Source organism: Paenibacillus tarimensis, assembly GCF_021532315.1.
Taxonomy (GTDB): domain Bacteria; phylum Bacillota; class Bacilli; order Paenibacillales; family Paenibacillaceae; genus Paenibacillus_I; species Paenibacillus_I tarimensis.
The window spans coordinates 1-20,958 of sequence record NZ_JAKGAO010000006.1; the positions used below are offsets into that span (position 1 = coordinate 1).

At 54.3% G+C, this 20,958-nt stretch carries 21 protein-coding genes; 19 read left to right on the forward strand and 2 right to left on the reverse strand.

What is annotated here, in order from left to right; genetic code table 11:
* The 18 genes from L1N82_RS05105 to L1N82_RS05190 all read left to right on the forward strand — a co-directional run.
* On the forward strand, nucleotides 1–676 hold a 676-nt coding region (locus tag L1N82_RS05105), incomplete at its 5' end, for a WIAG-tail domain (RefSeq protein ID WP_235286306.1).
* Between the two features lie 275 nt (nucleotides 677–951).
* Nucleotides 952–1,935: a glycosyltransferase family 2 protein gene (locus L1N82_RS05110; protein WP_235286307.1), complete on the forward strand. Its 984-nt coding sequence runs from the start codon at nucleotides 952–954 to the stop codon at nucleotides 1,933–1,935.
* Nucleotides 1,935–2,819: a glycosyltransferase family 2 protein gene (locus L1N82_RS05115; RefSeq protein WP_235286308.1), complete on the forward strand. Its 885-nt coding sequence runs from the start codon at nucleotides 1,935–1,937 to the stop codon at nucleotides 2,817–2,819. Before L1N82_RS05110 ends, L1N82_RS05115 begins: the two co-directional genes overlap by 1 nt.
* The gene (locus tag L1N82_RS05120) at nucleotides 2,804–3,556 is read left to right on the forward strand and encodes a glycosyltransferase family 2 protein (protein WP_235286309.1); all 753 of its coding nucleotides are present in this window, start codon (nucleotides 2,804–2,806) and stop codon (nucleotides 3,554–3,556) included. The genes L1N82_RS05115 and L1N82_RS05120 overlap by 16 nt, the downstream gene beginning before the upstream one ends.
* A gap of 45 nt (nucleotides 3,557–3,601) precedes the next feature.
* Nucleotides 3,602–4,327 carry a sugar phosphate nucleotidyltransferase gene (locus L1N82_RS05125; RefSeq protein ID WP_235286310.1) on the forward strand — a complete coding sequence of 242 codons (726 nt, stop codon included), beginning with the start codon at nucleotides 3,602–3,604 and terminating at the stop codon, nucleotides 4,325–4,327.
* Nucleotides 4,324–5,463, forward strand: coding sequence for a GT-D fold domain-containing protein (locus L1N82_RS05130; RefSeq protein ID WP_235286311.1), 1,140 nt, complete (start codon nucleotides 4,324–4,326; stop codon nucleotides 5,461–5,463). Before L1N82_RS05125 ends, L1N82_RS05130 begins: the two co-directional genes overlap by 4 nt.
* 57 nt (nucleotides 5,464–5,520) lie before the next feature.
* Nucleotides 5,521–6,882, forward strand: coding sequence for a glycosyltransferase family 2 protein (locus tag L1N82_RS05135; protein ID WP_407946696.1), 1,362 nt, complete (start codon nucleotides 5,521–5,523; stop codon nucleotides 6,880–6,882).
* A 147-nt stretch (nucleotides 6,883–7,029) separates the two neighbouring features.
* Nucleotides 7,030–7,317: a nucleoside-diphosphate sugar epimerase gene (locus L1N82_RS05140; protein ID WP_235286313.1), complete on the forward strand. Its 288-nt coding sequence runs from the start codon at nucleotides 7,030–7,032 to the stop codon at nucleotides 7,315–7,317.
* Between the two features lie 22 nt (nucleotides 7,318–7,339).
* Nucleotides 7,340–7,675 (forward strand): restriction endonuclease subunit S, encoded by a 336-nt coding sequence (locus L1N82_RS05145; protein WP_235286314.1) that lies wholly within the window; start codon nucleotides 7,340–7,342, stop codon nucleotides 7,673–7,675.
* A gap of 1 nt (nucleotide 7,676) precedes the next feature.
* The gene (locus tag L1N82_RS05150) at nucleotides 7,677–7,991 is read left to right on the forward strand and encodes a hypothetical protein (protein ID WP_235286315.1); all 315 of its coding nucleotides are present in this window, start codon (nucleotides 7,677–7,679) and stop codon (nucleotides 7,989–7,991) included.
* Between the two features lie 3 nt (nucleotides 7,992–7,994).
* Nucleotides 7,995–8,324, forward strand: a complete 330-nt coding sequence (locus L1N82_RS05155; protein WP_235286316.1) for a hypothetical protein — start codon at nucleotides 7,995–7,997, stop codon at nucleotides 8,322–8,324.
* A gap of 235 nt (nucleotides 8,325–8,559) precedes the next feature.
* On the forward strand, nucleotides 8,560–9,657 hold the full coding sequence (locus tag L1N82_RS05160; RefSeq protein WP_235286317.1) for a CgeB family protein: 1,098 nt from the start codon (nucleotides 8,560–8,562) through the stop codon (nucleotides 9,655–9,657).
* 109 nt (nucleotides 9,658–9,766) lie between these two features.
* The gene (locus L1N82_RS05165; protein ID WP_235286318.1) at nucleotides 9,767–10,864 is read left to right on the forward strand and encodes a CgeB family protein; all 1,098 of its coding nucleotides are present in this window, start codon (nucleotides 9,767–9,769) and stop codon (nucleotides 10,862–10,864) included.
* 224 nt (nucleotides 10,865–11,088) lie between these two features.
* On the forward strand, nucleotides 11,089–12,612 hold the full coding sequence (locus tag L1N82_RS05170) for a glycosyltransferase family 4 protein (protein ID WP_235286319.1): 1,524 nt from the start codon (nucleotides 11,089–11,091) through the stop codon (nucleotides 12,610–12,612).
* A gap of 7 nt (nucleotides 12,613–12,619) precedes the next feature.
* Entirely contained in the window at nucleotides 12,620–13,711 is a 1,092-nt protein-coding gene (gene wecB, locus L1N82_RS05175) for a non-hydrolyzing UDP-N-acetylglucosamine 2-epimerase (protein WP_235286320.1), read from the forward strand.
* Nucleotides 13,704–14,687 carry a polysaccharide biosynthesis protein gene (locus L1N82_RS05180; protein ID WP_235286321.1) on the forward strand — a complete coding sequence of 328 codons (984 nt, stop codon included), beginning with the start codon at nucleotides 13,704–13,706 and terminating at the stop codon, nucleotides 14,685–14,687. Before wecB ends, L1N82_RS05180 begins: the two co-directional genes overlap by 8 nt.
* Nucleotides 14,684–15,517, forward strand: coding sequence for a dTDP-4-dehydrorhamnose reductase family protein (locus tag L1N82_RS05185; protein WP_235286322.1), 834 nt, complete (start codon nucleotides 14,684–14,686; stop codon nucleotides 15,515–15,517). The genes L1N82_RS05180 and L1N82_RS05185 overlap by 4 nt, the downstream gene beginning before the upstream one ends.
* Nucleotides 15,499–16,491, forward strand: coding sequence for an NAD-dependent epimerase/dehydratase family protein (locus L1N82_RS05190; protein ID WP_235286323.1), 993 nt, complete (start codon nucleotides 15,499–15,501; stop codon nucleotides 16,489–16,491). Before L1N82_RS05185 ends, L1N82_RS05190 begins: the two co-directional genes overlap by 19 nt.
* A gap of 121 nt (nucleotides 16,492–16,612) precedes the next feature.
* Here the strand turns inward: L1N82_RS05190 and L1N82_RS05195 are convergent, their stop codons facing one another.
* Nucleotides 16,613–17,338 carry a glycosyltransferase gene (locus tag L1N82_RS05195; RefSeq protein ID WP_407946699.1) on the reverse strand — a complete coding sequence of 242 codons (726 nt, stop codon included), beginning with the start codon at nucleotides 17,336–17,338 and terminating at the stop codon, nucleotides 16,613–16,615.
* A 118-nt stretch (nucleotides 17,339–17,456) separates the two neighbouring features.
* A complete protein-coding gene (locus L1N82_RS05200) occupies nucleotides 17,457–18,458 on the reverse strand; it encodes a ketoacyl-ACP synthase III (protein WP_235286324.1) in 1,002 nt (333 codons plus the stop codon).
* Nucleotides 18,459–19,184: 726 nt separating this feature from the next.
* On the opposite strand from L1N82_RS05200, the gene L1N82_RS05205 reads away from it, so the two are divergent.
* Nucleotides 19,185–20,909, forward strand: coding sequence for a stalk domain-containing protein (locus L1N82_RS05205; protein ID WP_235286585.1), 1,725 nt, complete (start codon nucleotides 19,185–19,187; stop codon nucleotides 20,907–20,909).
* Nucleotides 20,910–20,958: the final 49 nt, after the last annotated feature.

The following is a 20,958-nucleotide window of genomic DNA, read 5'->3' on the forward strand; positions in this document are numbered from 1 at the left end:
TGCCCACTCGGTAGGCAACGATGAGCTGGGGGATGAAGCCGTTACTTCAGAGAAGCTGGCCGACGGAGCGGTCACCATTACGAAGCTTGCGCTGCGCTCCATAACCAGTAGCCATATTATTCCAGGTTCAATAACGACCGACTTGGTTGATACTGCGGCTATCACAAGGGAGAAGCTTGCGCCCGAACTCTTGGGTGAGCTGCTCGCCTCCGTGCCGGTCCAGGAACACGCAGAGACGCTAAAACAAGGCTCTATTACCGGGGAGCTGCTGGCAGCAGGGGCTGTTAGCGAGGGCCATATACAGGATAATAGCATTGAAGGGCGACATATCCGCGAGGGCGCTATCTGCGCAGGACATATAGCGGACGGCAGCCTGAACCCTTCCAAGCTTTCCTTTCAGCCGATTCACACCCCAACCGGCTTAACAGGTGAAGCGCTGCAGCAGTTTGGAGTTGCATTGTTTGCCTTTGAGGGCATGGAAGAGCAGTTGGATATCGTGGTCGCCTTCGATGATGCATTTAAAGATCAGAGCTATGTCATGACAGCTTCAACGAATCAGCCCTACTGTCATGCTTATATTAAACAAAAATTCCGTGACTTTGCCGTCATCTCGGTCGTGAGGCAACGGATCGGCGTAATTGGGGCAGGGGAGCTGAACTGGATCGCAGTCGGTTGAACCTACCCGGGCAATGAAAGCTGAAAGACCAATAGAATGTCTCTCCGGTATAAATCCCGGGGAGATTTTTTTATGCCGAGTTACCTGCTGACGCAGTCAGCGAGAGAAACAGCCTTTGTCTGTCTCCGACCGTACAGGTGCCGATACCGCACCTGTCTCCCGTACATACAATGACATGGAAAAGGCCGGCAGTAGCGGTGGTTACCAAATATCCCTGCCGCTCGCCCATGCAGCCGGCCTCTTACGCAGCAGATGTGCGTTAGGGAGGTGAGGGCATGAAGCCGGTTAGGCAAAAGGCAGCCGGCAGCCGGAGGCGAGGACGGGCCGGAGCCCGAAAGAGGCGCAGGTTAGTCCAGAGCAAGCGGAAGCTGAGTGCCGGAGAGAGAAGAAAACCATCCATTAAGAAGAGTAAGCAAGGCAGGATGAAAAATCCGCCATCAACGGGGTGGAAACCGGAAATGCGGGCCAGCCCTGATTCGAATACGAAATTTTACCCGGTTCCGGCTAATGGGGCTGGTGTGACACCAGCCGTATCGGTGATCATTCCGGTTATGAACGAAAGAAGAACAATAGCGGCAGTTATTAAGGAAGCAAGGAAGGTACATCCGTCAACCGAGGTGATAGCCGTTGTGAACGGCTCAACAGACGGGTCAGCGGAAGAAGCCCGCAGAGCGGGAGCTGTTGTGCTGGAGTATGACCAACCGCTTGGGCATGACGTTGGCCGCAGCATTGGAGCGTTGTCGGCAAGCGGGGAGGTGCTCCTGTTCATTGATGGTGATTTTGTCATTACTGCCGGCGAGCTGCGACCCTATATCCGGGCTGTCCTTGAACAGAAAACGGATGTTGCCCTGAACAATTATCACGGACCCCGGCGGCGCAAACAGGTGCATAATGTCGTACTCGCCAAGCATGCGCTCAATGCCATGCTGGGGCTCCCTGAGCTGGGCGGCGCATCCATGACTGCAGTTCCCCATGCTCTCAGCCGTAAGGCAGTCACCGTTATCGGAGCTGAGGCACTCGCTGTGCCGCCGCTCGCCCAGGTTAAGGCAGCAAGCGCTGGACTGGAGATTCGGCTGATTGAACGGATACCGGTCGGTATTCGCAACCGCAAGCGCCGAACAAGGGGGCACAACAGCCAGCTGGTACGGCTGGTTATGGGCGATCATCTGGAAGCTGCGGCCTTGCTGATCGGTCAGCGGGGCAGACGGGGCGGCTGTACGGATTTGCTGCGCAAGCGGCAGTATTGCGAGGTGAGATGATGAAGAGGAGGCATGGCGCAGGACACTCGGTCAGGAAGAAGCGGGGAGCCGGGGGACGGGGCAGAGCGCGCAGCAAGCGTACAGGACGGAGAAGGGCTGCCGGCATGGATTATGTGCTGCCGGAGCATCTGTCCGCAGCGGCGGTTATATCGGTACAAAATGAGGAACAAACGATAGTTAGGGTGCTCCAAGAGCTGCGAAAGCTTCCGCTTCGCGACATCATTGCGGTTATTAACGGTACGACAGACGGGAGTCTTGCTGCTGCAATGGAGATGCCTGGAGTTACGATTGTTCACATGCCGGAGCCTCTGGGCCATGATGTCGGCCGTGCGGTTGGCGCAGGAATGACTGATGCGGACATCGTGCTGTTCGTGGATGGAGACCTGCCTGTAGCCGCATCTGATCTGATGCCTTTCCTAACAGCTGTAAGCAAGGGGGCAGATGTGGCGCTCAATGACATCTCGCCTTACTTGGGGAGGTTCGACAGATGGGATGATGTATCAATGATCAAAGCCTTCGTCAATACCGCACTTGGACGAAAAAGCTTAAGGGCCAATTCGATGACATCGGTTCCGCATGCTCTATCACGCAAAGCGCTGGATACAATTGGCGCCGGCCGGCTGGCCGTTCCACCGGCAGCGCAAGCTGCAGCGATTCTGGCGGGATTAAACGTAACGGTCTGCTGCAGTGTTGACGTTATCAAGCGCAACCGGGTACGCAGTACCAATACGGGTAAGGGCAATGATGTGGCAAGGCTTATTATGGGCGACCATATCGAAGCGCTTTGTGATGCAATGGAGCAGGAAGGACCAAGGCTCGGATTGCCGGATTTTGTGCGCAGACGCCATGCAGCTGGAGGTGACGGACCATGTCGTACGGGCTGACGAGCATCATCATACCCGGCCACAACGGGCTGCAGCTGCTGCAGAGCTGTGTCGCTTCTATTAGAAGCTATACGGATCAGGCGGTAACTCCTTATGAGATCATTGCAGTGGATGACGGATCTGTGGATGGTACGGCAATGTGGTGCGCGGCTGAACAAATCCCATTCGTCCGGCTTCCGGTCTCAAATGGCTATCCTAGGGCATGCAACGCAGGCTTACGTCTTGCTTCGGGGAGCAATTTGGTGCTGCTTAACAATGACGTGACGGTGGCGCCCAGGTGGCTGCAGAACCTGCTGACCGCACTACACAGCAGTCATGATATAGGGATGGCAGGGCCTGTAACCAATTATGCAAGCGGCCGTCAGCAGGTGAACTACCCTTTTGCGGATATGCAGGAGTTTCAGCGAATCGCCGGGGAGATAAACCGCTCGAATCCAGACAAGTGGGAGGAAGTTCAGCGGCTGGTCGGATTCTGTATGGTGATAAAGCGCGAGGTTTATGAACGTGCAGGCAAGCTCGACGAGCAATTTTCCCCGGGACATTATGAAGACGATGATTACTGCCGGCGCGTACACGGACTCGGCTGCAGGATGCTGATGTGCAAGGATACGCTTGTTCACCATGCAGGCAGTGCAAGCTTCAACCTAAGGGGCCAGCAGGAGCTTCAAGCTTTGGTTGACCGGAACAGAAGGCTGTTTATTGAAAAATGGAAAACCGATCCGGTGCAGTTCATGTAAGGCATGGGCTCCGTCATTAACCGGTGGATAAAGGAGGAATATGGAGTGAGAGCAGTCATACTGGCAGGTGGTACCGGATCCAGGCTGCGTCCGCTTACGAACCTGATCAACAAGCATCTGCTTCCTGTAGGGGAGCAGCCCATGATCAGCCATGCGGTCAATAAGCTGAAGCAGGCGGGCGTGACGAATATCCTCATTATAACTAGCAGGTCGGCTGCCGGGATGTTTACAGCCTATCTGGGCAGCGGGGAAAATGACGGTGTTGCTCTGACTTATAAGGTCCAGGAGCAGGCTGGAGGCATCGCGGAAGCATTGGCACTGGCTGAAGATTTTGTGGGCCGTGATGATAAGTTTATCGTTCTTCTTGGTGACAATCTGTTCGAAGATCCTCTCAAGCCTCACATTGAAGCATTCCGCGAGCAGCCGGATGGTGCGATGGTGCTGTTGAAGGAAGTGCATGATCCCGAGCGCTATGGCGTGCCGGTCTTCACAGGTGACGGCACCCGGATTGAGCGGATTGAAGAGAAGCCGGAGAACCCGTCATCCAGCTTCTGTGTAACAGGAATTTATATGTACGATGCTACAGTGTTCGACAGGGTAAGAGCGATTCAGCCGTCTGCCAGGGGAGAGCTGGAAATTACGGATGTAAATAATGCCTATGCGGCCGACGGCAAGCTAAGCTGCCGGAGGCTGGAGGGCTGGTGGACGGATGCAGGAACATTCGATTCCTTGTATGAAGCTTCGGCGAAAATGCGGGGGGCCCGAGGATGACGGGGCTCGCCATGACGGTGCTCCGTCCAGCGGCAGCTGCAGCAGGGAGGACGCGCCGCAAACGGCGAAAATCGGCAGGTAAAACGCCCTCCCTGAAGCGTGGAAAGCATAAGCGGAGCGGGAAGAAACGTTATGGGAAGCGGAATAGGACAGGTGGTGGTGCTGTTGTCAGAAGAAGGGCGAGGAACGGGAAGCTGGGAACAGCACCCGAGCTGGCACCGTTAACAGAGCCGGCACCTGAGACTGAGATATCCGGTCCGGCTGAGCGCCGAACACCTGGCGGCGGGAAGAGTCCGGAGGGCGAACATAAGTCGATTGATAATGCATGCGAAGCGGCGCTAGAGATGGCAAGGTATGAAGCGGGAGAGAAGCTGCTGGAGGATCTGCTGCCTCCGGGCATGCTGCTTCCTGCCTTGACACTTAAGGATGTAGTGGCAGCGGGTATCCATCAGCTGTCTCCGCAGCTGCTGCCGCTGATGGGATCGCATGAGTTATTTGAGCGTATGGATACTTCGATCCGGGAGCGCAGCCCGCTGTCGGTCGTCAGGCTGGGAGACGGGGAGCTGCTAGCCTTGTCACAGGGACTTGTCTATTCTCCGGAGGAAATTAGCCGGAAGGCTCCTTTTCTAAGCAGCGCAGGTGTTGTTGTTCCGGACTTTGACGCAAGAGACCAGCTTGCAGAAGCGGTAAGACAAGCGGATATTACAGGCGTTCCCGTGTCGCGAAGACTCCACTTCCAGCCGCTCTTGTTCCAGGTTCTCCAGCGGCATGGCATTGATCTTCTTGGGCTGAGGCTGACTACATCCACAATAAATTACAGTCTGCTGCAGGAGGGCTGGCTGAATAGGCTTATGGCTGGAAGACGGGTGCTGGTCATCGGCAACGCAGCGCCTGGACTTGCCGGCAGGCTGGTGCAGGAGGGAGTGCAGATTGCGGGTATGATTGCGCCGGTCGCCGGTTTCCCGGACATAGGCCGGGTTATTCATGAAGCATCCGGTGTGGAATGTGATCTGGCGCTTGTAGCAGCCGGAATTCCGGCTGTTGTGATCGCACAGCGGCTGGCCGCCGAGCAGGGTAAGGTCGCGCTGGACTTCGGCCATGCAGCGGATCAGGTCGCCGCTCAGGCGCAAGCTTGAGGCGGACCTCCTTTAACGGAAGCATATATAGATGGGAGATGAAGGACAATGGCAGGTGTGACCCGACAACGCCCCGGCAGGCGTTCAAGGCGGCGGCGCTCCGCAGGCAGACGTGTGACGGTTGCCGGTGTATTTAAGGAAGGATATGAGCATGGCTATAAACAGGGGGTTACGGCCGGAAGGGAAAGCTTCAATACCTTGTTCGAAGGCACGAGTATCATTATACCGACCTATAACAAGAAGGATTACTTGCAGCTATGTATTGAAAGCATCGCAAGGCATACCGATCTTCCTTACGAAATTATTGTAATTGACAATGCCTCTACAGATGGAACAGCTGAATATCTGAAGAGTGTAAGCGGCCAGATCAGGTACCGCATTCTGGAGACTAATCATGGTTTTGCAGGGGCAGTCAATCAGGGGCTTATGATGGCTAAAGGCCAGACGATCCTCCTGCTGAATAATGATACACTTGTAACGCCCCGCTGGTTGGATAATATGCTTCAATGCCTGAATAGCGACAGCCGGATCGGCATGGTCGGCCCTGTGACGAACTATATCAGCGGAGAGCAGCGAATCGATGTGCCGTATGAATCGGTTGACGACATGCTGCCTTTTGCCGAAGCCTTCAACCAGTGTGACCCTGCCAAATGGCAGCGTACGGACAGGATTACCGGGTTTTGCCTTCTGTTCCGGCGTGAGCTGCTGGAGCGTACGGGATATTTTGATGAGGGTTATGTCGTGGGCAACTACGAAGACGATGACTATAACATACGGGTCAGGCTTCAAGGGTTTGAGCTGGCACTGGCGCGGGATACGTTTATTCATCATTTTGGCAGTATCAGCATGAAAGCGCTCGGCGACCAGTTCATGGAGGTTAATAATGAGAATGAACGCTACTACCTGACTAAATGGGGCAATCCGCACGCATTGGTCTATGAAGCCAGGGAAGCGGCAAGCCGCATGGGGGATGCCTCGGCGGGCTGGCCGCCAAACGGGGAGACAGGGTTCTATCCTTCTAACACATTCGTCAAAGGGTTAGGTGACACGGTTTACTGGATTTCAGAGGGACAGCGGCATCCGGTGGCCGGTGAAGTTCACGCTCCGGTCGTCCGACTTTCCCAATTGGAGCTTAAGCGTTGGCCGATCGGTGCGCAGGTGGCGGCCGCAGAAGCGGAAGCTGTCTGGAGGCTGGTTCCGAACGAGCCGATGACAGGGGGAAGCGCACTTGCCTCCGCACCGGACGGTACCCTGTATTATGTCGAATCCGGTATGCGGCGAAGGGTTGCAAGTCAGCATGCTGCCGAAGCGTGGGGCCTGCTGGATAAGCCGCAGGCTGCTTTTACCTCGGATACACTGATGTCGCTCCCTGAAGGGCTGCCGGTAATTGCTCCAATACGGATCGTTCAGCGGCTGTAACTGGGCAGAATGCTGCAAGATTATTCATTATGAGGCTTGCCATGCGCGCATGGCGGGCCTCTTTTAGCGCTGAGGGGATAGCGAGAGTGAAGTAGCATGTGAGCATAGTCCGCATATGCTGTATATAAAACGGAAGGAATGTGAACCGTGCAGCAGCTAGTCAATGAAGTAATCGGGCATTTGTCCGTTTCCCAGCAGCAGTTGGCCAGAGTCCTTGAAGCAGAACGGCATGTAGCCGTAAGGGTTGCTCAGGTCGTGAACTCATTGCCGGATACCCATCCGGATTTTGGCGGCTTTGAGGGCCTCATGGAAAGCTCGTCGACCGTATGCAAGAGTGTAGTGTCTTATTTGAACGGCTTGGCCGACCTTCAAGAAACGCTGGCCGACCATCTGGCCTCCATTATGAAGGAAATGGAAGGCACCGAAGAGGAGTAAGCATGGAAGGGGCATGAGAGATATGAACCGGGAACAGGCCTATATGCGTATGCTGGACGCATCGGCGAATATGCAGTGGAATGTGGCCATGATATTGGAGGCGAAGGCATCGGAAGCAGAGAAAATCCGCAACTGGATCGTGAACCATCTGACCTCTGAAGCCTTTGTCGCCCAGCAGGATCTGCTTAAAGAAACGATGCAGGTTCATGATCAGGTCATTGAGATAATTGAAGGACTTAATAAGCTCGGCCAAGGGATGAATGGCGTGCTTAAAGCGGTGGTTGGAGCGGAAGGCGAAGGTTCAGAAGATGGCATGGGAGGCATGTTCAGCGGCAGCTTCGATATGGGAGACCAGTAGAATGGTCCGCTACCGCAGCCGTGAACATGAGGTGAAGCTTGAACTGATTGCTTCCGTGGCCAAAAGCCAGCAAGCTATGGCTGTCATTCTGCAAAGTATTGCGGATTTGACGGATGTCTCTCCGCAGCTTGCCCGCTCAATAGGCGAGAATATCCGCCTGCTTACCGGGCTGCAGGAGCGGATGGCCGATTCCATAACGGGGTCCTTCCCGGGGCGAAGGCGCAAGGGTAAGCCCGCTCCGCCATGGATCAGCCTGCCAGGCGGTGAGCAATTACCCGGACGCAGAGTCAGAATCGCAGAAGATTGGGAGGAATAGCAGGTGAAAAAAGCAAGGTTGTCCGTGCGCAAGCGGCGTACACGCAGCACGGCTGTGCGGCGCGGTCCGCTGCTGAAGCGAAGCGTGAAGAAGAGAAAACCATCAACGGCGGCCAGGTCCGCAAGCGGGAAGAAGCAGGCCCGGCGTCTTGGGCGCAAGAGGATCAAACAGCGGAACAGGCTGGTTTCGGGAGTAAAGCGAAGAGTCCGCAAAACCAGGAAACCCCGTACCTATAGTGAAGGTTATAATCAGGCCTATAATGAAGGCTATAATGCAGGCTTTGCCAAGGGCTTCGAGGACGGACATCAAATCGCTTACGAGCACCAGGTTTAGTAAGGTCAAATACAGGAGCCGAAGGACAACAGGCTTGGTTTACCGGAACACGCAGCGCCGCCAATAGGCAGGTGCTGCTTTTTTTGTTCACGTGATTCTCGGACAAGTGTCGTGCAGGGTGTTTGCCGGGTGGCAATCTGCCTTTTTTGATCATGGGCTGACAAGTGTCCATGTGTGGTTGGCGGGGGCGACATATATTTAGGGTGTAAGTACCCGACAAGGCGGTGTTTCATGGATGAAGAAAGATAGCGGGAAGCGGTCGCGTACATCCGGCCGCACAGACGGGAGGCGGGAGGGCTTCGTTCGGGGCTGGAGGGATGGCGCCTGCCGGGCTGCGGTTGCTGCGTCCACTGCATCAGCAAGCCGGATAACAAAACGGCCGCTTCGCATTCTCTATATACCGCAGGGCTTCGATGCTATTGATGAGGGGGTAGCCGCGGCACTCCGCGAGTGTGCAGCAGAGGTGAAGGTCGGTAAGGCTGACAGCATGCGGGAAACAGCTGCCGCCATGCAGCCGGATCTCATGCTGGTGCTCAATGGCCTTCATGTGTTCCCGGAGGACCATCTGGAGCAGGTCGATGATATCCGGTCTATGGGGATCAAGACGGCGATCTGGTTCGCGGATGACCCTTATGTGACGGAATATACAGCGTCTATTGCTCCCCGGTATGATGTCGTATTCACCCATGAACTGAGCACAGTGCCTTTCTACCGGGATTTGGGATGTGACCGGGTCCACTATCTGCCATTCGCCGCATATCCGGGGATCTTCAAGCCGCTTGCGGTTGGTCCAGAGTATTGGAGTGATGTCTGCTTTATCGGACAGGGCTTCTGGAATCGGATCCGGATGTTTGACGAGATCGCCGATGAACTGAGCGGACGCCGTGTCTTCATTGCCGGCGGGCTATGGGAGCGGTTAAACCATTTCAGCCGCCTGGCCCCTTCCATCCGTTCGGGCTGGCTGCCCGTGGAGGATTCGGTCCGCTTTTACAATGGGGCGAAGATTGTCATTAACCTTCACAGGACGGCTGAGCCGGGCAAGGACAACCGGAATACCTATGGCCTCCCTGGCCGCTCCATTAATCCCAGAACCTTTGAAATCAACGCATGTGGTGCCTTTCAACTAACGGACAAAAGAGAGGATCTGAGCACTTATTTTAAGCCGGGGCGGGAAATTGAAACATTCAGCAGCGCAGCAGAGCTCACAGCAAAAATCCGCTATTACCTGCAGCACGAGGAACAGCGCAGCCGGATTGCGGTCCGCGGTCTGCTGCGCACGCTGAGAGACCATAACTATGCCAACAGATTGGATCGGCTTCTATCCTTAATCTAAATACGGTCTGAACAGGAAAGGAGAGGTGCTTCTTATGCAGCGTAAGAGAAGATTACGAAGGTCTGCGAGGCCAGGTCAATCCAGATCGGCTGCCCGCAGGGGAACCCGAATGCAGACTGACGCTGACAGGCTGTACGAGAAAGGCAGGCAGGACGGGTATCCGAACGGCTACCGGGATGGATATTGGCTGGGACAATGCGAATATGTAATTCGCCATGCGGAACAGCCATCTATCGTACGGCCGCTTCATGTCCTCTATGTCACGACAGGAAAAGGATACCCGTATTCGCCTTTGGATGAGGCGGTCTCCGTGTCGCTGCGCCAGCTGGTCAGCAGGGTGTCTGTGGTTGGTCCAGGGGATGGAGTGGCACAGACCGCGCTTAGTCTCCGTCCCGATCTGGTGCTGTTTCTGGATGCACTGGACTTTGACACCGCTGAGGTGGATTTAATACGGGCCGGGGGCATCCGCACAGCTGTGTGGTTTACGGATGATCCGTATTATACAGACAAAACATCGCAGCTAGCAGCTCATTACGACGATGTTTTTACTCTGGAAAGCACCTGCGTAGATTTTTACCGTTCACTGGGATGCGAGCGTGTGCATCATCTTCCGCTTGCCTTCTTCCCGGCACATTTCAGGCCGCGCAATACGGCTGCGGATAATCGCAGGGAGGTTTGCTTCGTTGGCTCGGCCTATTGGAACCGTGTGGCTTTCTTCGATCAGGTGGCCGAAGAGCTGGCCCGCAGAGATGTCCGCATATCGGGCCTGTGGTGGGACCGGCTGCAGACCTATCCGATCTTGTCCTCCAAGATCGAGCTGGGGAGATGGATGGAGCCTTTGCAGACTTCGGAGACATACAGCGGTGCCAAAATTGTTATCAATATGCATCGTTCACCCGACGATACAACCTTTAACTTCAACAGCGCGGGGATCGGCGCGGCCACACCTAATCCGCGTACCTTCGAAATAGCAGGCTGCGGTACGCTGCAGCTGACTGACGAGCGGTCCGATCTTGCGCGCTATTATAAGCCGGGCATTGAACTGGCGACCTATGGGACGCCTGAAGAGCTGATTGCCAAAATCGATTACTACCTGGCTCATGAAGAAGAACGGCAGGCTGTCGCCATACGGGGACTGTACCGGACGTTTCACGAGCATACCTACGTTCACCGGCTTAACTCTCTGCTGCTTACGCTGTTCGGATAGCAGGCAGATGTTTTGGGTACAGTCGTCCGCCGGTTAACCCGCCGAATTTGTACGAATGGCAAGGGTTCAAATGTCGTGCCAGTTAGTTTGTCCCTTTAATATAGTGTACTACCCGTCACAAAGGAGGTGACCCGTACCCGCGGCAGTGAAGAACCGGGTATGGAACCATGCATACTACAAAACCAAGGATGCTCGTGTTTTCCCATCTCTGCAGCCCGACTTACGTGACTGGAGCCGAAAAGCTGCTGCTGTTCATGGTCCGAGAGCTGCTTCCAAGCTATGATTGCACACTGGTTGTTCCCGGTGAGGGGATGATTGCGGCGAACGCAAGGGAGATGGGCGTGAAAGTCGCCGTTATGCCTCTTCCGCTTGTTGTATCACTGTATCTCGGACAGCCTGAGTTCGAGGTTGAGGTACAGAAGGCCATGGAAGGCATGGAATGGACAATGCTGGTGGAACTGCTCGTGCGTATGCAGCCTGATGCTGTACTTGTCAGTACGGCAGTTCATCCGCTGCCGGCAGTGGCGGCCAAGTCGCTTGGTATCCCGACAGTCTGGGCCATTATGGAAACCATGCGTGAAACGGAATATACAACAGCGGCAGCCGGGTGGATGGGACGGCAGGCCGACAGAATTATTGGAATTTCGGCTTCGACGCTCAGACCGTTCCTCAGCGCCGGACTTGCAGACAAATGCACAATCCTTCCGCCTTCCTGGCAAATAGCAGACCTGGCTCCGGAAACATGGACGGTTAACCGGTCCAGCGTTCGAAGGCAGCTGGGGCTCGAGCATCATCATCTGCTCATCGGCTATATCGCATCAGCCATCTATGAAAGCAAGGGTCTTCATCATTTTATGGAGGCTGCCGTACAAACTGCTCAGCTTCATCAGCACGCCCAGTTTCTGATTGTCGGCAATCCAGTTGATGAAGCTTACTTCGAGAACTGTATGGAGGCTGCCAGAAGAGGCGGAATCATGGACCGTATCCGGCTGATCCGGTTTGAGGAGCGGATCGAGAGGGTCTACCCGGCCATGGATATCGTCGTCATCCCAAGCCTGACTGCAGAAGGCTTTGGTATGACAGCGCTGGAGGGCATGGTTTTTGGCAAGCCAGTCGTGTCTTATGCTTCGGGTGGACTGGAGGAAATCCACCGCGCGACGGGTAATGAGGCTTTCGCCGTTCCGCCAGGCAATGTCACAGTCCTTGCAGAGCGGATTAACCAGCTGGCGTCGGATACTGAGCTCAGGAACAGCATAGGCCAGCGCAGCAGCGGGGCGGCAAGCAGCGCGTTCGGTATCGACGGTTACCGTGAGCGTCTTCGTCAATTCCTGGCCTCCCTGCAGGCGGTAAGTCCAGCCCTGCAGGCCCCGATTAAGGGAAGCGGCCCTACCGTCTTTGTCCGGGAAGGCGCTGTTCTCAGACCCTTTGCCACGGAGGAGGCTTTCCTGCGGGAGGGGTATCGTTTTGATCAGGTCAGGCAGGTGCCGGATGTATTGCTGCAGGCCTTACCGCACGGGAGTCCGGTCGGTGATGCTCCCGCTGACACGAAGCGGCGCGGGAACGGCAAGCGGCCGAAGCGGCTGCGCAGGAATCGAGCGGTCAGCGGAAGACGCCGCACCCGGAAGGGATCTCGGGCTAAGCTTGGCAGACCGAAGAAGACAGCCAGCCGGCGAGTCCAGCGTACATCCAGCCGGCGGAGGAGCCGTATGAAGGGAAGCGCGCGGTCAGGCAGAGGAAAGGACAGGTGAACATGTGATGCGCGTTGCAACTATATTGGGCACAAGGCCGGAAATTATCCGGCTCAGCCTGATCATCCGCAAGCTGGATCAGCTCGCGGATAAGCATGTGCTGATATTTACGGGGCAGAACTTCTCGCCCTCGCTAAGTGACATCTTCTTCCGCCAGCTCCAGCTGCGTAAGCCGGATTATACGTTCAAGCTGCCAGGACAGTCGCTTGGCAAGCAGCTGTCCGCCATGTTCGAGCAAACTGAGCAGATTCTGGAGCAGGAAAAGCCGGATGTTGTGCTAGTGCTTGGCGACACGAACAGCGCGCTGTGCGCGGTTCTCGCCGAACGAATGGGAATTCCGGTGGTTCATATGGAAGCAGGCAATCGCTGCTATGATTTGGCGGTACCGGAAGAGAAGAACCGCAAGGTTATTGATGCCGTGTCCACGATCAACATGCCTTACACATCCTACAGCAAGGAAAATCTGCTGCGGGAGGGCTTTCCCGCCCAGCGAATCGTGAAGACCGGAAATCCGATCTATGAAGTCATCAAGTACTACGCAGCTTCAATTGATAGCAGCGATGTGCTGGATAGACTGGCGCTCAAGCCAGGCGAGTATGGGGTGGTTACGGCGCACCGGGCAGAGAATGTGGACGATCCGCAGCGGCTTGACGGCATCCTGGAAGGGTTAAACCGGACAGCCGAGCGGCTGGGCAGACGTTTGATCTGCAGCGTCCACCCCCGCACGCACTCCCGGCTCCTTCACGGAATTAAGAAGCCGATGCACAGTCTGGTAGAGTTTCATGAGCCGTTTGGCTTCTTCGATTTTGTTCATCTGGAGAAGTATGCCTGCTTAGCCATTACCGACAGCGGAACCGTTCAGGAGGAGTGCTGCTTATTCCAGGTGCCGACAATTACGATCCGGCAGACCACAGAACGGCCGGAGACGGTAGACTGCGGCAGCAATGTGGTGTGCGGTCTGCATCCCGATAGGATAGAAGGTGCCGCTGTTGTTATGACAGCGATGACCAGCGGCTGGAAGCTGCCTGAGGGCTATGATACACCGGATGTTTCAGACAAGGTGGTAAAATTCTTGCTTGGAGGGAAATGGAATGTTTAATAATCAGCGTATCTTGGTGACCGGCGGTACAGGATCATGGGGTTATGAGCTGATTCGCCAGCTGCTCCCTCAAAACCCCAAGGAAATTATCGTTTTTTCACGTAATGAGTCCAGCCAGGTTGCGATGAGCCGCACCTTCGAGGATGCTCGTCTGAGCTTCTGCATCGGGGATATCCGCGACAGGGAAGCGATGATTAAAGCCTGCGAGGGAGTTGACTATGTATTCCATCTGGCTGCTCTCAAGCATGTGCCGGTTTGCGAGGATCAGCCGTACGAAGCGCTCAAGACCAATGTAATTGGTACCCAGAATGTTATCGAAGCAGCTATAGCAGGCAAGGTAAAGCGCGTCATTTATATCTCGACGGATAAAGCCGCGAATCCTTCCAACTTTTACGGAATGACGAAAGCAATTGGTGAGAAGCTGATCGTCTATGCCAATCTGCTGAAGACTTCGACCAAGTTTGTGTGTGTACGAGGCGGAAATGTGCTGGGTACCAACGGCAGCGTCATTCACCTGTTCATGGACCAGATCCGGGAGAAGCAGGAGGTCCGGATTACTGATATGCGCATGACCCGGTTCTTCCTTACTCTGGAGGATGCGATCCGGCTGCTGTTCAAGGCATCGGAGGAAAGTGCCGGAGGAGAAATCTTCGTGATGGCCATGCCAACCTGTAAAATATCCGACCTGGCTGAGGTACTGATGGATTCGCTGGGCCGTAAGGTTGCGATGGTAGAAACCGGTATTCGTCCGGGCGAGAAGATCCATGAAATTTTGCTGACCGACTACGAAAGCCAGACGACCGTTGTGTATGACAATAACTACCTGGTTATTCTGCCAACGCTTGATATTCCCGGCCTGCGGGAGCGTTACAAGAATTGCCCTCAGGTAAAATTCGACAGCTACAGCTCTGCGGATTCGCTGATGACCAAGGATGAGATCAAGGCTATGCTGGTGAGCGGGGGGTTCCTGTCATGAGATTGCTCGTCATCGGCGGCCGAGGGATGGCCGGCCATATGCTGGTCCGTTATTTTCGCCGGGTGACGGGGGTTGAGGTGCTCTTCACGGTCCGGGACCCCAAAGGTGAAGCAGGGGAAATCTTCTTGGAAGCGGCGGACATGGGCAATGTGCTGCACGTAGTCCGTGATACAAGGCCGCAGGTCATCATAAACGCGGCAGGCGTCCTTAATGAATATGCCGAGAAGAAGCCTATCGATGCTTACCTCGTGAACGGTCTGCTGCCCCATTGGCTGCGTTATGCAGCCAACGAGGCAGGCGCAAGACTGATTCATATCAGCTCGGACTGTGTGTTTTCCGGTCACGGTGGCGGGTATACAGAAGAACAGCGGCCGGATGGCGTATCTGTATACGCGGTGACCAAAGCGATGGGGGAAGTCTGGGATCCGCAGCATCTGACCATCCGAACCTCCATTATAGGGCCTGAAATCCGGGCGAACGGTATTGGGCTGCTCCAGTGGTTCCTGAGGCAGCAGGGAACCATTAAAGGATACGAGCGTGTAATGTGGAATGGTGTCACAACATTGGAGCTTGCGAAGGCAGTGCATTACGCAATTACGGAGCCGGAAGCTGGAGGACTTGTGCATCTTACAGCTCCCGAGCCGGTAAGCAAGCTGGAGCTGCTGCAGCTGTTCCAGAGGGTATGGAAGAGGAATGACATCTCCATAGAACCGGATGATGCGATACGCCTCGACCGTACCTTGAAATCGACAAGACATGATTGGAATTATTCGGTGCCTGATTACAGGACGATGCTGGAGGAGCTGGCGGCATGGATGCAGGAAAAGTAGGGGGCGCCTGCGCCTCTGGCCAGAAGCTGTTGATAACCGGCGCAGCAGGATTTACCGGCATGCATGCATGCCGGTATTTCTCTAAGCGTGGCTATGAGGTTGCTGCAGCGGTCAGGCCGGAGACGGCAGACCGCGTGAGCAGCCTATCTGATCTATCACTACCGGGCGTCAGGGCAGTAGTTTGTGACCTCGCCAATCCTGCTGCGGTCAGCCGTCTGGTCAAGGAGGTTCAGCCGGATGCTGTCCTGCATCTTGCAGGCCGGAACGCGGTGAGACCTTCGTGGGAGCAGCCGGCAGCGTGGCTGGAGACGAATGTGATGGGAACCGTATATCTGCTGGAAGCCATCCGTGCACTGGGAATGCCATGCAGGGTTCTGGTCGCAGGATCTATGATCCGTTATCACTGGCCTGCGGGCAAGGCGGCGCCTAAGCCGCCCCATCCTTACGGACTCAGCAAGACAATGCAGGTGAGTGCTGCCCTCAGCTGGCATGCCCTATACGGCATGGATGTTATGATCGCCGAGCCGTCCAATCTGATCGGTCCAGGCCCGTCGACCGGGATTTGCGCGCTGATTACAGGGCATGCGGTAAGGGCAATGAAGCGGCAGGGAAGGGATCAAGCTCACGCTGAAGAGATACCGCCGTTTCGGCTCAGCTCCCGCACCGAGCGCCGGGACTACCTTGATGTCCGGGACGCAGTCGCTGCATACGGAGTTTTGCTCCAAGCAGGTTTGCCAGGGGTTTGCTACCCTGTCGCATCGGGTGTTTTCCGGTCGCTGGGCGAGATTGCGGATGCATTTGACAAGCTGACAGGTTCAGCCATCCATTGGGAGGTTGGCAGTTCAGCAGCTGCTTCTCCAGAGCCGGTTGACTGCTCAGCCCTCATGCAGATGGGTTGGGAACCAGCGATTCCATTTGAACAGTCGCTGTTGGATATGCTCACATACAGGAAGAGTATGGGTGAGGCAGAATGACACGGTTACGGCGAAATGAAAAAGCGTACAGCTGGCGGCTGTACGCTTTTTTGGTTGATATGCCTCATACGACTCAGATTGATAGCAGAACAGACGCCAGTATAAGCGGCCGCCGGCCGGGTCAGCTGTATCTTAGGGCTACATGGTGCTCCAGCAGGCTTCTGTAGCGGCTCTGAACGACCTGGACTTCCTGCTGGATCGTTTCCTGATGCCGAATGGTGCCCATCTGGTTATGGCGGCGGTACAGGGTCAGCGGTACAGGGAGGAAGTGCAGATGAATGCCGGAGAGGGCAGCGCGAATCCACATATCATAATCATGAGTATACGGAAGGGATTCATCAAACCAGCCGAGCCCGGCAGCCAGCTCCTTCGTCATCATAACCGTACAGCCGTTAACGGGACAGAACTGTTTGAGCGAGGCAACAAAAGACTTATATGACGGAAATTTGGCAGTCTCGTTATAGCAGGTTATACGGTTATCGGCATCAATAACATGGTAGTCCGTATAGCTGAAGCGGGCCCCCGTTGATTCCATGAATGCTGTCTGGCGGGCGATTTTGTCCGAGAGAAAGCAATCGTCCGAGCTCAGCCAGCAGACATACTTGCCGGAGGCAAGACGCATGCCATAATTAAGGGCGCTCGCCGTTCCCCCGTTTGCTTTGCCGATATAGTGAAATTTGCCATGGTAAGGAGCCAGCAAGTGCTGATTCCTGACCGAGCCGTCATCGACAACTATTACCTCGATATTCTGGTAGGTCTGGTTCAACACACTAGCCAGCGCCTGGCCGATATACGGGCAGTTGTAGAACGGAATGACGACGGTAACGAGCGGTCCGATAGTAATCACCCCATTATGTTAATCTGATAGCTCTATAGCATCATATGGGTGGACAACTTTAGGGGCGCGGACCAATGTACTGTTTCATTCGTCTATTTCGCATCGCATGACAAAGGGAGCAGGCAGCTCATGGAAGCAGCCAGCGAAGGATCAGCCCGGATTGTGTAAGGCCGCCGCCAAACCCGTAGAGCAGAATGGTCTGTCCTTTATCAATACGGTTGTCTTGAATGGCGAGATCCAGAGCGAGCGGAATGGATGCCGCCGATGTATTGCCGTAATGGACCAGGCTGTACAGCGTACGCTCCAGAGGAATTCCGGTACGCTCGCATATGGATTCGATCATCCGCAGATTGGCGCTGTGCGGTATGAACCAGTCGATCTGACCGGTTGCCAGCTCCGCGGCTTCTAGCAGGTGCTTCACACCGGATGTAACGCTGGTGACCGCCCACTTATATACTTCTCTGCCATTCTGGATAATCTTGTCGTTGGTTGTGATCGGGACGCCGCTAATTGCATCCGAGAGTGCTGAGCGGTACAGGTGATGCCCGGAATCTCCGTCTGTCGAAACCGCCGAGGCGATGAAGCTTCCCGCTTCGTTAGTCCGCTCCACTATGACTGCGCCAGCCCCGTCGCCGAACAGGATGCAGGTCGTGCGGTCGGTATAGTCGGTAATCTTGGAGAGAGTCTCGGCGCCTATGACGAGAATTTTGCGGTGCATGCCGGACAGCAGCAGACCATTGGCCAGCTGCAGGGCAGACACGAAGCCGGCACAGGCGGCCTGGATATCGGCTGCGCCGCAGCCGTGAATGCCGAATGCCGCCTGCACGCGGGCAGACATGCTTGGGAATACCGTATCCGGCGACGAGGTGGCGGTGATGATATAATCAACGTCTTCGAGCTGCACACCATAGCGCTCCTGCATATTGCGCACTGCTGCGATACAGAGATCGCTGCAGTATTCATTCTCGGCAGCGATGCGCCGCTCGACAATGCCGGTCCGCTGCACAATCCATTCGTGGCTGGTCTCGACCATCTGTTCCAGGTCGCTGTTGGTAAGCACACGCTCTGGCACATAAGAGCCTATGGCGGTAATCGCCGCATGGGATGTTATTTTACCGGCTTGATGCATGAGTAAATCATCTCGCTTTCATCTGTTAATGGATGGCCCGGGGATCAGCCGTATTGTATAGGTTTATGAAGTTGTTATCAGGTATTAGTATCTGGTACTAATATAGGACAGACGGAGATGAAAGTCAACTTGGTTGGGTTCGTGGTGTGGGTGGCGTCAAAATTGTTAAGAATGTTGCAGGGTTTGTGATATGCACACTGTCCAGGTATTTATACAAAGAAGCAAGCCAGTTGCAGACTAGTTGCGATTGTTTACTCCCAATTCGAATGTATCCTTTATTCACTAGTTAATCCTATCTATGAAAATCCTTCATTTTAATCCTCTGTAATGGGCTTAAGCACCTTAACTGGATTACCTGCGACTATTGTGTTTGCTGGCACATCTTTAATTACTATGGATCCAGCTGTCATGGTTTCCTCCAGGTTAAACGGTTTTACTCAGTATATCCCAAGTCATATTAACATTGAAAATCCTGCCCGTTTGCTTAACTGGTGGTTCTTCGTAAGTCCATTACGCTGAATCATAAGCCCGGTATTGCGCTCCAATTGTTCCTTCCCTATGTCCACGGCCGTTTTCGTTTGTGCGAATTATGTCGATATATGGCTTTATAAATGGATATATATCCCTATATATAGGAGTAAAAGGTCCCATTACATTAAGCAGCTAGACGTAATACGATATAATTTGATTGTCATTTTTAGTTGGAGGGGATTTAGTTTGCAGAAAATGTTGAAAAATTCATTGGTTTACATGCTTGCGGCGGCATTGATGATGACCGTAATAGGGGCAGGTTTCAGTGAAGCTGTATCTGCTTCTGGAAATATCCAAATTCTGAAATCTGACTACGCAGTGGTAGACCGGAAGATGAAAGTCACGGTGGATGTATATAATAGCGGTTCCGGCTCTCAAGGCGGAGCTGTTGCCATCGGGAAGGATGAACAGGGCAATCCGATTGAAATTAAGGGCAAGTCGCAGTATATGTCCAAGAACAGCACAGCTGTATTTGAAATACTACTGGACAGCGGGGCAAGTGTAAAATCGGTCGAAGTGTTGCCGACTGGGAACAAAATCGATGTTGCGCTCCTGGGGTACGGCAGCAGAATCAATGGTGATTACCTCGAAGTTACAGGTGCCGTGGAGAACGGCCAATCCGGACAGACGGCCGGCATAGTGGTATTCGGACTGGACAAGCAGGGACGCACGGTAGAGGTAAAGGGTGCCCACGCTTATATATCTAACGGCTCGGTTGGGAATTTCAATGTTCAATTAAAGCGCAAGGAACTCATACATACGGTTAAAGTGGAAGCAACAGGAGATGCAAATGCCATTACCTTACTGGGTTTTGGTCAGACCGTTATTTCAGGTAAAACTGTTGTAACGGCTAGCGTTGAAAATGGCGGCTCTGGCCGGCCGGTTGGTGTGGTATTCGAAGGCTACGACAGCAATGGGAAGCTGCTGGAGGTGAAGGCGGCTCATCAATATCTAGCAAAACAATCGGTCGGTAATTATGAGGTTACACTGCAAGCGGGGTCTCAGATTAGTACAGTCAAGGCTTTCGCTACGGGCAAAGCCAGCCATCTGGAACTGCTGTCTTTCGGTTCCCGGCTGGTGGACGGTAAATGGTCCGTTACCTCTGTTATTGAGAACGGCGAGTCTGGTCTGACCGCGGGTGCTGTCGTTCAAGGCTTTGATGCGCGCGGCCGTTTAGTCGAAGTAAGAGCGGCAAACCAATACTTGTCCTCGCAAAGCACCGGTAACTTTGAGAGGGTACTGCTGGCAGGCAATCAAGTGAAGAAAATACAGGTACGTGCCGCTGGCGGTTATCAGGTGCCGAAGGCATGGGGCTACGGTATTTATCAGGCAAACGGCAGAAACTTCGTGACCACCGCGGTTACCAATGGCTCGAAGGGGCAGACAATCACGGTTAAAGTCACCCCTTATAATGCAAGAGGCAAATCGATGTCAGTCAAAACATCTAAGAAGTACATTTCAGCTAACGGGACCTCCGAATTTCAAATCGCTCTTGATGGTGGATCTGCTCATGCTTCCGTGACGATGTATGATGAGAACGGACAAGTGGTCACGATGCCTTCGGTATCGGGCATTGATGTGGAAATCGACGGTGTGCTGCAGTCTTACGAACAGCCTCCGGTGAATTTGGGCGGCAGTATTCTCGTTCCAATGCGTAGTATCTTCGAAGCGCTTGGCAGCGAGATTAAATGGAATGGAGCCACTCGCAGTGTAACTTCCGAGAAAAATGGTGTAGTCATCAAGCTGACCATCGATTCCAAGGTCGCAACGATTCAAGGTAAGCAAATCACGTTAAATACTGCTCCTACTATTGTTAATCAAGCCACAATGGTGCCCATTAGATTCGTGAGTGAGGCACTGGGCGCTGACGTCATTTGGGATGCGGATTCGAGCACTGTACGAATAACGACCAAGAAGTAAGCTTTTGAATTTAAGCCATACTCACGAAACGCCGCTGAATTAAGGGGGA